The sequence below is a fragment of the Enterobacter genomosp. O genome (genome assembly GCF_001022965.1).
Taxonomy (GTDB): Bacteria; Pseudomonadota; Gammaproteobacteria; order Enterobacterales; family Enterobacteriaceae; genus Enterobacter; species Enterobacter cloacae_L.
In genome coordinates, this window is record NZ_LECZ01000025.1 from 683,884 (window position 1) to 695,827 (window position 11,944).

The 11,944-nt window shown below is 58.0% G+C and carries 9 protein-coding genes; 2 read left to right on the forward strand and 7 right to left on the reverse strand.

The genetic code is table 11. From position 1 onward, the window contains the following. Nucleotides 1-2: 2 nt before the first annotated feature. The 4 genes from secD to queA are packed head-to-tail and all read right to left on the reverse strand — an operon-like array spanning nucleotide 3 to nucleotide 4,486. Nucleotides 3-1,850, reverse strand: a complete 1,848-nt coding sequence (gene secD, locus ABR39_RS13170; RefSeq protein WP_048339044.1) for a protein translocase subunit SecD — start codon at nucleotides 1,848-1,850, stop codon at nucleotides 3-5. Nucleotides 1,851-1,877: 27 nt separating this feature from the next. Then, entirely contained in the window at nucleotides 1,878-2,210 is a 333-nt protein-coding gene (yajC, locus tag ABR39_RS13175; protein ID WP_042320789.1) for a preprotein translocase subunit YajC, read from the reverse strand. 22 nt (nucleotides 2,211-2,232) lie between these two features. Continuing rightward, the gene (gene tgt / locus ABR39_RS13180; protein WP_047347295.1) at nucleotides 2,233-3,360 is read right to left on the reverse strand and encodes a tRNA guanosine(34) transglycosylase Tgt; all 1,128 of its coding nucleotides are present in this window, start codon (nucleotides 3,358-3,360) and stop codon (nucleotides 2,233-2,235) included. 55 nt (nucleotides 3,361-3,415) lie between these two features. Further along, nucleotides 3,416-4,486, reverse strand: coding sequence for a tRNA preQ1(34) S-adenosylmethionine ribosyltransferase-isomerase QueA (queA, locus tag ABR39_RS13185; protein WP_047347296.1), 1,071 nt, complete (start codon nucleotides 4,484-4,486; stop codon nucleotides 3,416-3,418). Between the two features lie 92 nt (nucleotides 4,487-4,578). On the opposite strand from queA, the gene acpH reads away from it, so the two are divergent. Both acpH and ABR39_RS13195 read left to right on the forward strand, forming a co-directional pair. Continuing rightward, nucleotides 4,579-5,160, forward strand: coding sequence for an ACP phosphodiesterase (acpH, locus tag ABR39_RS13190; RefSeq protein ID WP_047347297.1), 582 nt, complete (start codon nucleotides 4,579-4,581; stop codon nucleotides 5,158-5,160). A 127-nt stretch (nucleotides 5,161-5,287) separates the two neighbouring features. After that, the gene (locus tag ABR39_RS13195; RefSeq protein WP_014168840.1) at nucleotides 5,288-5,890 is read left to right on the forward strand and encodes a peroxiredoxin; all 603 of its coding nucleotides are present in this window, start codon (nucleotides 5,288-5,290) and stop codon (nucleotides 5,888-5,890) included. Nucleotides 5,891-5,933: 43 nt separating this feature from the next. On the opposite strand, the gene ABR39_RS13200 is transcribed toward ABR39_RS13195, so the two are convergent. From ABR39_RS13200 to malZ, 3 genes are all read right to left on the reverse strand, one after another. Beyond that, on the reverse strand, nucleotides 5,934-7,319 hold the full coding sequence (locus ABR39_RS13200) for a DUF3999 domain-containing protein (protein ID WP_047347298.1): 1,386 nt from the start codon (nucleotides 7,317-7,319) through the stop codon (nucleotides 5,934-5,936). Continuing rightward, nucleotides 7,316-9,931, reverse strand: a complete 2,616-nt coding sequence (locus ABR39_RS13205; RefSeq protein WP_047347299.1) for a DUF2339 domain-containing protein — start codon at nucleotides 9,929-9,931, stop codon at nucleotides 7,316-7,318. Before ABR39_RS13205 ends, ABR39_RS13200 begins: the two co-directional genes overlap by 4 nt. 91 nt (nucleotides 9,932-10,022) lie before the next feature. Continuing rightward, nucleotides 10,023-11,840, reverse strand: coding sequence for a maltodextrin glucosidase (gene malZ, locus ABR39_RS13210; protein ID WP_047347300.1), 1,818 nt, complete (start codon nucleotides 11,838-11,840; stop codon nucleotides 10,023-10,025). Nucleotides 11,841-11,944: the final 104 nt, after the last annotated feature.

The following is an 11,944-nucleotide window of genomic DNA, read 5'->3' on the forward strand; positions in this document are numbered from 1 at the left end:
CCTCAGATAGACAGCTTTTTGACGCGCTTGCCGCCGTACAGCAGGTTCACGATGGCACGGGTGCCGACAATAGCGGTAAACATCGACGTTGCAACACCGATACCGGTGGTAATCGCAAAGCCTTTGATAGCGCCAGTACCCACTGCATACAGGATAAGAACCTTAATCAGTGTTGTTACGTTCGCATCGAAGATGGAGCTGAACGCCCCTTTGTAGCCTTCTTCAATCGCCTGTTGCACAGAGCGACCGTTGCTCAACTCTTCTTTGATACGTTCGTTTATCAGTACGTTGGCGTCGACCGCCACCGCAAGGGTCAGAACGATACCCGCAATACCCGGCATGGTCAGCGTCGCACCCGGCAGCAGGGACATGATGCCGATGATCAGCACCAGGTTAGCCAGCAGCGCGGACGTCGCAATCAGACCAAACTTCTTATAGAAGAAGATCATGAAGAGAATAGAGACCACCAGACCGGCCAGACACGCTTCCAGACCCTGCTGGATGTTTTGCATACCCAGAGTAGGACCAATGGTACGTTCTTCAACAATCTGAATTGGCGCAATCAGCGCACCGGCACGCAGCAGCAGAGAGAGCTGACGCGCTTCGTTCGGGTTGTTAATACCGGTAATACGGAAGCTGTTACCCAGACGAGACTGGATATTGGCGATGTTAATCACCTCTTCCTCTTTCACCAGTACAGCACGACCGTTTGCATCTTTCTTACCGCTGTCTTTGTACTCCACGAACAGGGTCGCCATCGGTTTGCCGATGTTGTCCTTGGTGAAGTTAGACATGATGTTACCACCCGCGCTATCGAGCGAGATGTTAACCTGCGGCTGGTTGTATTCGTCCTGGCTGGAAGTGGAGTCGGTGATATGGTCACCGGTCAGAATCACGCGTTTGTACAGCACAACCGGCTGACCTTCGCGGGTCTGTTTCACTTCGGAGTCACCCGGAATACGGCCTGCAGCAGCGGCGGACTGATCGACATTGGTGTTAACCAGACGGAATTCCAGAGTCGCGGTTGCACCCAGAATCTCTTTCGCACGTGCGGTATCCTGGATACCTGGCAGTTCTACCACGATACGGTCAGCACCCTGACGCTGTACCAGCGGCTCAGCCACGCCCAGCTGGTTTACACGGTTACGCAGAATGTTGATGTTCTGCTGAACGGCGTATTCACGCGCTTCGCTCAGACGTGCATCCGTCATTACCGCACGCAGCTGGTTGCTGCCCTGAGAGGTAATCACCAGATCGCGGTGACGCTGAGACAGGTAAGTTACAGCCTGGTCGCGTGCCGCGCTGTCGCGGAACGTGATGCTCAAGCCGTAGTTATCTTCTTTACGCACGGTGGTATAGGCGATGCCTTTCTCACGCAGATCGCTGCGCAGGCTGTCGATATTCTGTTCCTGCAGCTTGCCGAGCGCGGTATCCATATCCACTTCCATCAGGAAGTGAACGCCGCCACGCAGGTCAAGACCCAGTTTCATTGGCTCTGCATTCAGAGCAGCCAGCCAACGCGGGGTTGCAGGAGCAAGGTTAAGCGCCACGACATATTTATCACCCAGCACGCCCATCAGCGCTTCACGAGCGCGGAGCTGCGTGTCGGTGGTGTCGAAGCGAGCAAGAATAGCGCCCTCTTCCAGTGCCACAGACTTAGCGGTAATTTTTTCTTCTTGTAACGTTTTCTGGACCTGGATCAGCGTTTGCTCACTGGCGGCGACACCGCGCGCGCCAGTGATTTGAACGGCCGGATCCTCACCATACAGGTTGGGAAGTGCGTACAGCAGGCCGACGATAATCACGACGACCAGCATGATGTACTTCCACAAAGGATAACGGTTTAACACGGCAGTTCCCTTTGGGAAAAGTTGGGATTACAGCGCCTTCATGGTGCCTTTCGGCAGAACGGCAGCTACGAAGTCACGTTTGATAACCACTTCAGTGGTGTCATTCAGGGCGATAGCAATGTAGCCGCTTTCCGCTACTTTGGTCACGCGACCCACCAGGCCACCGTTGGTCAGCACTTCATCGCCTTTCGCGATAGAGTTCATCAGGTTTTTGTGCTCTTTGGTGCGCTTCTGCTGTGGACGCAGGATCATGAAGTAGAAGATCAGACCGAACACAACCAGCATCAGAATCAGAGACATCGGGCTGCCCTGAGAAGGCGCGCCAGTTGCTGCTACCGCATCAGAAATAAAAAAGCTCATTCAAATTCCCTCATTATTAAAATTAATCAACGTTCAAAGGTGGGACATCCCGGCCCTGACGTTGGTAGAAATCGGTCACGAAGCTCTCTAATTTACCCTCTTCGATAGCCTTACGTAAACCAGCCATTAAGCGCTGATAATAACGAAGATTATGAATGGTATTGAGACGCGCACCTAAAATCTCGTTGCAACGATCGAGATGATGCAGATACGCGCGAGAATAATTGCGACAGGTATAGCAATCGCACTCGGCGTCGAGCGGACTGGTGTCACTTTTATGCTTCGCGTTACGGATTTTCACCACGCCATCGGTAACAAACAGATGACCGTTACGCGCGTTGCGGGTTGGCATAACGCAGTCGAACATATCGATGCCGCGGCGTACGCCTTCAACCAGATCTTCTGGTTTACCCACGCCCATCAGGTAACGGGGTTTATCTGCCGGGATTTGCGGGCAAACATGTTCCAGAATACGGTGCATGTCTTCCTTCGGTTCACCCACAGCCAAACCGCCGACAGCGTAGCCATCAAAACCTATCTCTACCAGACCTTTAACAGAGATATCGCGTAAATCTTCGTAAACGCTGCCCTGAATAATGCCGAACAGGGCATTTTTGTTCTGCAGGGAGTCAAAACGATCGCGGCTACGCTTCGCCCAACGCAGAGACATCTCCATAGAGCGTTTTGCGTAGTCCCAGTCGGCCGGGTATGGCGTACATTCGTCGAAGATCATCACGATGTCAGAGCCGAGATCGTACTGAATCTCCATCGATTTTTCTGGATCGAGGAAAATAGGATCGCCGTTGATCGGGTTACGGAAGTGCACACCCTGCTCGGTGATCTTGCGGATATCCCCCAGGCTGAAGACCTGGAAACCGCCGGAATCGGTGAGGATTGGGCCTTTCCACTGCATAAAATCATGGAGATCGCCGTGAAGCTTCATGATCTCCTGACCCGGGCGCAGCCACAGGTGGAAGGTGTTGCCGAGGATGATCTGCGCGCCAGTGGCTTCAACTTCTTCCGGCGTCATCCCTTTGACGGTGCCGTAGGTGCCCACAGGCATAAACGCGGGAGTTTCTACCACGCCGCGATCAAACACCAGGCGACCGCGACGCGCGCGGCCATCGGTGGTATCGAGTTCAAATTTCATTTTCTTTCCTCTGTGCCGGAAAAACAGTCCGACACATTATTCTGGTGCCGCGGACTTATTCCCCGACACGCTCATTCAAAGCCAGCGGATTGTACGTGATAAACATCGCGTCCCCGTAGCTAAAAAAGCGATATTTTTGTTCTACCGCAGACTTGTAGGCATTCATCGTATGCTGATAACCCGCAAACGCGGAGACCAGCATAATCAGCGTCGATTCAGGCAGATGGAAGTTGGTCACCAGCGCGTCGATCACTTTGTACTGATAGCCCGGGTAGATAAAGATCTGCGTATCGCCAAAGAACGGCTCGATAAGACTGTTTTTTGCCGCCTGCGCGGCACTCTCCAGCGAGCGCACCGACGTCGTGCCGACCGCAACGACGCGGCTACCGCGCGCTTTCGCGGCCAGCACCGCATCCACCACGTCCTGCGGCACTTCGGCATATTCGGAGTGCATAATGTGATCTTCGATGCTGTCCACGCGCACCGGCTGGAAGGTTCCCGCGCCGACGTGCAGCGTGACAAACGCCATCTCAATACCTTTCGCGCGCAGCTTTTCCAGCAGCGGTTCATCAAAGTGCAGGCCTGCCGTCGGCGCCGCCACCGCGCCAGGCTTCTGGCTGTAGACGGTCTGGTACAGCTCGCGGTCGGCCTCTTCGTCCGGACGCTCAATGTACGGCGGCAGCGGCATATGGCCGATGGCGTTCAGGATGTCGAGCACCGAACGCTCGTCATCGAACTCCACTTCAAACAGCGCATCGTGGCGCGCGGTCATGGTCGCTTTGATGCTCTCGTCATCGCCCAGCAGCAGCTCAGCGCCCGGCTTCGGTGCCTTAGACGCGCGAATATGTGCCAGAATACGTTTATCATCGAGCATACGTTCGACCAGCACTTCAATCTTGCCGCCGCTGGCTTTACGGCCAAACAGGCGCGCTGGGATCACGCGGGTATTGTTAAAGACCAGCAGATCGCCAGGGTTGAGCTTGTCGAGCAAATCGGTGAAAGTACCGTGCGTCAGCTCGCCCGTTGGCCCATCCAGTGACAGCAAACGACAGCTGCTGCGCTCAGGCATTGGGTAGTGAGCAATCAGGGATTCAGGTAGTTCAAAGGAGAAATCGGCGACGCGCATGACGTATACTCGTGACTTAAAAACAGGCGGCATAGTCTAGTGCTCACACCCTTTTGCTGCAACAACTAGCCGCCCACGGACAAATAAAACGCATGAATTTTCTCGCTCACCTGCATCTCGCTCACCTCGCTGACAGCTCCTTGTCCGGCAATTTGCTGGCCGATTTCGTGCGCGGCAACCCCGCTGAAGACTATTCCCCTGAGGTCGTCGACGGGATTTTTATGCACCGCCGCATTGATGTCATAACCGATAACCTGCCGGAGGTGACGGAAGCCAAAGCGTGGTTTCGCCCTGAAACCCGCCGCGTTGCGCCGATCACGCTCGACGTAATGTGGGACCACTTCCTGTCGCGCCACTGGGAACAGCTGTCGCCGGAGATGCCTTTGCCAGAGTTTGTGCGCTATGCCCACCAGCAGGTATCGATCATTTTGCCTGACTCGCCGCCGCGCTTTGTGAATCTGAATAACTACCTGTGGTCGGAACGCTGGCTGGAGCGCTATCGCGAGATGGACTTCATCCAGAACGTGTTAAATGGGATGGCAAGCCGCCGCCCGCGCCTGGATGCGCTGCGTGACTCCTGGTATGACCTTGACGAACATTACGATGCGCTGGAAACGCGTTTCTGGCAGTTTTACCCGCGCATGATGACCCAGGCGAAAAACAAACAGCTGTAACAGAATTCACATTGATAGGTAAAAGCTGGCGGAACGATTGTCACCACCTCTTTGTCTTATTCCCGAACACTCTCTATACTGGCCCGCGTTGCGTTCCAAATAACCTTAGTATCTACAGGAGAATCATATGGTTCTGGTAACTCGTCCGGCTCCGGATTTTACAGCTGCAGCAGTTCTGGGCAACGGTGAAATCGTTGAAAACTTCAACTTCAAACAGCACACCAACGGTAAAGCGACCGTTCTGTTCTTCTGGCCAATGGACTTCACTTTCGTTTGCCCGTCTGAGCTGATCGCATTCGACAAACGTTACGAAGAATTCCAGAAGCGTGGCGTGGAAGTTGTAGGCGTCTCCTTCGACTCTGAATTTGTACACAACGCATGGCGTAACACCCCTGTCGATAAAGGCGGCATCGGTGCGGTGAAATACGCAATGGTTGCGGACATCAAACGCGAAATCCAGCAGGCTTACGGTATCGAACATCCGGACGCTGGCGTTGCGCTGCGTGGTTCTTTCCTGATCGACGCAAACGGCATCGTTCGTCACCAGGTTGTGAACGATCTGCCGCTGGGTCGTAACATCGACGAAATGCTGCGCATGGTTGACGCGCTGCAGTTCCACGAAGAACACGGTGAAGTGTGCCCGGCTCAGTGGGAAAAAGGTAAAGAAGGCATGAACGCGTCTCCAGACGGCGTTGCTAAATACCTGTCCGAGAACGTATCCAGCCTGTAATTGGCACGGTTTACGAAAAAGGCCCGCTTATGCGGGCCTTTTTTTATGCCTTACGCTGCGTCTCCCGCCAGATGCGCCAGGCCATGCCCGCCAGCAGAACCACGCCCGCAATCAGCACGCCCCACACCAGCAGCGTGTTCATCCTGCTCTCCCGCTCGGCCGCGGAGGTGGCGGTCAGACGCCCCTCGCCGCCTAACGCGACATTATCCTGAATGTCAGCCTGCGGCAGGTTTGCCACATCATAGGTTTTACGCAGGCCGGCAGGGATCAGCATGTCGGGCTCCACGCTGGCAGGCTTTGCCGCGCCATTGCCCCAGGCGAGCACGTACGGCGCTTTCCCCTGCGCGTTGAACACGAGGTCATATCGGTCGCGATGGCCCGTGACGCCCGGCAGGTATTCTGGCAAACGCGCATTCAGCGTCGTGATTTTCACCGCCTGCACCAGGCCGCCGTTAAGCGAAACCGGTGGAGACGTTTTCCCCTCCAGACGGTAAAGAACCTCTTTTTTCAGGGGGTGCCATGCGTCTTTTTCGGTACTCCGCCACGCTATCTCCACGGGAAGAACGCCGTCGCCATTCAGTGAAATGCTGACAGCACTCAGCGGCTGCGGTCGCGCCCAGTGCCACTGCGCTTCACTTGCCGATAACGATTCCCCTTCACCTTCCAGGTTAACTTCTTCCGGAGCCGCCTGCGCGGATGCGCTAATTGCGTTTACGCCGGTCAAGGTTATCCCCTGGCTTTTTGTATTCAGAACCACCATGAGATAGCGATTCGTATCGGGAGACAAAACCGTATCGGTATCGATCCGATCGAGCTTAAGGCGATCCTGACCGCTGACAACGTCCAGCAGGGGCATATCCTCGCGCAGGGTATACCAGCGCTTAAGATCCTCGCTGTAATAAACCGACGCCGTTCCCTGCCACGACGTCTGAGGAGTATTCCAGAGCAGCTGCAGTTGGGACAGGCTTATCTCGCCCGTAGCCTGCTCCGGCAAGGTCAGCAGATAATGTTGCCCGGCTGCGGCGGCTTTTCGCCCCTCGAGCACAATCTCCACGCCGTTTCCGGAACGGAGCAGGATTTTATCGCTATCACCACCGTCTCGCGCAGGCGCAAGCGGTGAGGCGTCCAGAGGAAAGAGGCGCAGCGCCGTGGATTGCACTGGCGCCTGCGGACGCGTCGCGGTGAGCAGGCTGAAGGGAACCGGCTCGCCCGACTGGTTAAAGACGCGGACATCGTGCAACTCTGGTGACATGCTCTGCTCATAGACGGCGAGCGGGAGCGCGACCCGATACCACTGGGAAGGGACAGACGTATCCAGGGAGCGACCAAAGGCATAATCTCGCGGCGATTCCGTTTGTCCCTCGTCGCAGAGCGCCGGGCCGGAAAGCGCCAGCAGCGCGGTACACGCTACCGCTCTCATCCATTTCATTTTTCTTCTCCTGTTTTGGGCGGCAGCGGCGAGAAATATCCCACGATCAGCACCAGTATCGCCACGCCGATAAACGCCACCGCGCGCGACAGACCGCCTCCGCCCGCGCTGTCTACCAGCATCAGTTTAACCATCACCACACCCAGCAGCACAGCGCCGCAGAGCCACTCCTGCCGGGAAGCCCGACGGGTGGCATGGATCATGACCACCAGCGCGCTCAGCATCCAGAACAGGGCAAAACTGGTCTGGACAAGCCGCGAATCCCACAGCGATTCCATATTCCAGGCCACGTTGCCATACCAGGCCAGCGCGCGCATTAGCGCACCGTTAAGCCACCAGAAGCCAAACGCCATGAGCGCGACGGCTGGCCACGGACGGGCTTGCGAAAGCAGCGCGGGGTAGTAGCGCTCTACCGCGCGATAAAAGATGACCAGCCCCAGCAGCGCGAACGCGGCACCTTCCTCAAGCGGGTTCACCAGCGGCAGCCATGTCTGGCGATAGACCACACCGTCCTGGAAATTGGTCACGACCAGCAACACCAGCAGCGCCGCGACAGCAGGGATCGGGGCCAGGCAGGCGTAAAGCGCGGGCCATTCCCGGAACGGCCACCCGCGCCGCCGTACCGCCGCAGAGAGTGCCATAATCAAACCGCCACCCGCGGCCATCGCCAGTCCACTCCCCCAGGCCGCCATCCCCCACGGAAGTGACCGGGCAAACCAGTACAGCTCGGCGGCCAGCGCCAGTAAAATCATCCAGAACAGCGACAGATGCAGCCCCATCGCGAGGCGCGGCAGGAGCCTTTTACCGTCGCGCCACAGCAGCATCAGCGCGACAGGAAGCGCAACGCACCAGGCCAGATTTGCCCAGCCGGCGGCAAAGACCTGCTGATGCCAGAGCTGATAACCCACCATCAGCAGCATCAGCGGCCACAGCAGCCATTTGCTGGCATCCAGCTCCCGCCACGCCAGACGAGCGGCAGCCTGCCGCCAGCCCCAGACCGAGACGGCCGAGAGCGCCAGCACGCCTGCCAGAACGGATAACTCCTGCTTCAGCATCAGCTGCGCCGCCCCCAGCAGCGCCACTATCCAGAACAGCAGCCCGCCGGCCAGCAGCGCCCAACTGACTGGTAGAACGATTTTCCGCCACAGCCAGGCCGCAGCCAGCCAGCAAAGGCTGAGAACGGCGAAGATAAGCAGCAGGCTTAGCGACGTCACACCGTTCAGTTGCGCCCACAGCGCGCTACCCAGCGCCAGCACCAGCAGCGCCGTCCCGCTATAGCTCATGCGCCGCTGCTGCTGTTGCACGCCCAGCCAGAGGATGCCCAGCCCCTCCAGCGCCCAGGCCATCGCCGTCCAGCGCGCCGACAGCGCCAGCGGAATCGCGAGCGTCGCGAACCCGCCGCCGATGGCCAGCGCCGCCATGACCAGCGGTCGTCCGATAGAGGGATAGCGCCGCAGCGCAAGGAACGCGAGGGTAAGATAAAATGCGCCGTATCCCAGCGCGCTCAGGGCCGGACCATATTCCCAGTGCCGGGTCATGCCGTACTGCATCCCAAAACCAACCAGCGGCGGGGCAAACAGCAGCACGCCGTCAATAATTTGCTTCCCTTTCTCCTGCGCCCGCAGCGACAGCGCCACGCTCAGGACGCCGAATATCAGCGTATTGGCAATCAGGAACAGCTGGCAGAACCAGTAGTTTTCAGGCTGGTAGTCATTCAGCCCCCACAGGCCGCCCACGCCGAACGTAAACAGCAGCCCGAGCAGATTCAGCTCGCGCCAGTGCTGCCAGATGCTGATCGCGAGAATGCCGATGGAAAGCAGGAGATAGAAAGAGAACAGCGCCACAAAGCTGCCACCTCCGGTAGATAAGAGCAGCGGCGCAAGGTACCCGCCGAGGCTCGCCAGCATGGCAAGGCTCAGCGCCTTCTGCAGCACCGCCAGCCCGACGCTCGCCGCGCAAATGACCACCAGCAGCGCAAAGGCCAGCGTCATCGGCAACATCTGCCAGAGCCGGAAGGCGCCAAAGACGGTCAGATAGAGAATGCCTGTCGCCCCGCCCTGGAGAATCAGCGAATAGACGCGCTGTTTGTGCCGCAGCCGCCACCCGAGGACCAGCAGGATCATAGCAAACAGCGCCGTCGCAGCCAGGCGAAGCTCAAGCGGGAACAGGGAGTGTTCGACGGTATAGCGCAGCAGGAAAGAGAGGCCGAGGAAGAGCAGCAGGATGCCCAGCTTCGCCAGCGGGTTACCCTGCATGAACCAGCGCACCAGCGACGTCAGCATGCCGCCAAAGGCAGAAGGCTGTTTTGCCGCGGGCGCAGGAGCGGGAGCGGATGCTGCCGCGGCAGCGGGAATATCCGAACGCCAGGGGTCGACAGGCGCGGGTACGTCCTCAGCCACCGGCTCGACCACTGCCGGCGGCGCGGCGGCCCGTTCAGGCTCCGGCGCTTTCTCCGCGACGCCGCGCTGCTCGAGCGCCTCAATGCGCTGGCGCAGCCGGGCAATCTCCTGTTTCGCCGCCGTGCTTCGGTTAAAGCCGATAACCGCAAGCACCGGCGCAACGCCCAGCGCAAAAACCAGGAACAAACAGCCAAGGATGTAGAGCTCGTCCATGTTTCCACCTTCACCGTAAACGATCCGTTAAGATTGACACAAATAGTTGCATTTGCGCCATCTTAAAAGGTGAAAACCCTACCGCCCGCGATTAACTACCGAACCAGACCGCAGCGGAGATCGCCGGAAGCGTGAGCACGCCGTCCTGGAACGTCGCTTTGCCCTCTTTGCTCTTCCACGTTTTTCCCGCCAGCAGCGGTGAATCCTCCAGTACTACTTCGCATGCCTCGCCCCGGTTAATCGCCACCAGCACGCGCTGCTGATTATAGACACGGACAAAGACCACCACGTTATCGTGGGCGTACACCACCTGGCAGCCGCCGTAGCGCAGGGCGAGACTCTGCTTGCGCAGTTTCGCCAGCCGCTGATAGAGGCTGAACAGCACGGTGTCCTGCTTCTCTGTCTCCCACGGGAAGGTTTTGCGGCAGAACGGATCGTTGTTGCCGTCCAGCCCGACTTCATCTCCGTAGTAGATGCACGGTACGCCCGGCCAGGTAAAGAGCCAGGTGACCGCCAGCGGCAGACGCGCGACGTCCTTGCCGAGCAGGGATTTAAAGCGCGCGGTATCGTGGCTATCGAGCTGGTTAAACATCCGCAGCTGTTGCTGATGCGACAGGCCAGCGCGATAGTTCTCCATCCACGCCATGCAGGTTTCCGCGTCGATATGGTTCGGATCGTAGGAGATATCGGTGTTGGCGAGGAATCCCCACAGCGGGAAGGTAAAGCCGCGATAGTTCATCGCCGCATCTTCCGCATCGTTCTGCAGCCACTGGCGCGCGTCGCCAAAGTGTTCGCCGAAGACAAACGCCTCCGGCTGGGCCGCTTTCGCGGAGCGCGTAATCCCGGCGACGTGCTGAAGGTTATTCCGCGCGCCGCCCGCTTCCCCCAGCATATGCACCACGTCCAGGCGCCAGCCGTCCATATTCCACGGTGCCTTCAGCCAGTGACGGACAATGCTGTCTTCACCGCCGTAAATTTCATCGATCAGAGAAGGCGACTGGAAATCCAGCTTCGGCAGGCTCGGGTAGCCCAGCCAGTCCAGGGCGCGGCCCTCCTCGTTAAAACTGTACCAGTCTCGCTGCGGCGAATCCGGGTTATGGCATGCCCCGCCCATCGACTGGTTATGACGGTCAAACCAGGCGTGCGAATCTCCGCTGTGGTTGAACACGCCGTCCAGAATGAGGCGCATGCCTTCGTTTTGGGTGTTCTTACGCAGGCGCAGCAGCGCCTCGTCACCGCCAAACCGGGCGTCAACGTGGCGATAATCTTCGGTATCGTATTTGTGCACGCTCGGGGCTTTAAACACCGGGTTGAGGTACAGCGCCGTCACGCCGAGCTTTTTCAAATACGGGAGCTTCTCGCTAATGCCGTCCAGATCGCCGCCGTAAAAGGTCGAGCCGCCGGCCTGCGCGGTTAGCGGTTCATCCCACTCTTTCAGAATAATGTCGTGGCCTGCGGCGTGGTGGTAATAGACCTTATCCTGTTCGGCGGTCCGCTTCTGGCTGCGGGCAAATCGGTCCGGGAAGATCTGGTAAAAGACCTGATCGTTAACCCACTGCGGGCCGTTATCCGGGTAATCAACGGCAAACTGCTCGAGCCGTGCGGGCGGAAAACGGCTAAACCCCTGCGGGGTAAACCACAGCTGGCGGTTATTCCACAGCAGCTTGAAGCTGTAGCGGCGGCGAGGCTGTCCGCTACTCAGGTCGATATTCGCCCGCCACGCCGTGATCCCCGGCTGCGGCTGGCTGCGCTGCTTGTGCATTTTCAGCGACGTTTCTTCGTTATCCACTTCGGCGCGGAGCGTCACGCGTTCAGGCTGGTTTTCCCCCGCCAGCCAGAGCGTAATCACAAGGTTGTCTTTGTTTTGCTTAACAAATGGGGCAACCGGAAGGTGCCAGGCGTTTAACATCACGAATCCCCTTTGATGAAATTGACGTCACCTTGCCACAGGGTGGTTAAGGATAGCTCATCACGATAGGGATTATTGGGGGAGGAGAACGGAGGAGGAGGCAA

What these genes read in the sequence shown, in the direction of transcription:
- yajC (WP_042320789.1), bottom strand. Translation starts at nt 2,210, where the DNA reads ATGAGCTTTTTTATTTCTGATGCGGTAGCAGCAACTGGCGCGCCTTCT.
- tgt (WP_047347295.1), bottom strand. Translation starts at nt 3,360, where the DNA reads ATGAAATTTGAACTCGATACCACCGATGGCCGCGCGCGTCGCGGTCGC.
- queA (WP_047347296.1), bottom strand. Translation starts at nt 4,486, where the DNA reads ATGCGCGTCGCCGATTTCTCCTTTGAACTACCTGAATCCCTGATTGCT.
- acpH (WP_047347297.1), top strand. Translation starts at nt 4,579, where the DNA reads ATGAATTTTCTCGCTCACCTGCATCTCGCTCACCTCGCTGACAGCTCC.
- ABR39_RS13195 (WP_014168840.1), top strand. Translation starts at nt 5,288, where the DNA reads ATGGTTCTGGTAACTCGTCCGGCTCCGGATTTTACAGCTGCAGCAGTT.
- ABR39_RS13200 (WP_047347298.1), bottom strand. Translation starts at nt 7,319, where the DNA reads ATGAAATGGATGAGAGCGGTAGCGTGTACCGCGCTGCTGGCGCTTTCC.
- ABR39_RS13205 (WP_047347299.1), bottom strand. Translation starts at nt 9,931, where the DNA reads ATGGACGAGCTCTACATCCTTGGCTGTTTGTTCCTGGTTTTTGCGCTG.
- malZ (WP_047347300.1), bottom strand. Translation starts at nt 11,840, where the DNA reads ATGTTAAACGCCTGGCACCTTCCGGTTGCCCCATTTGTTAAGCAAAAC.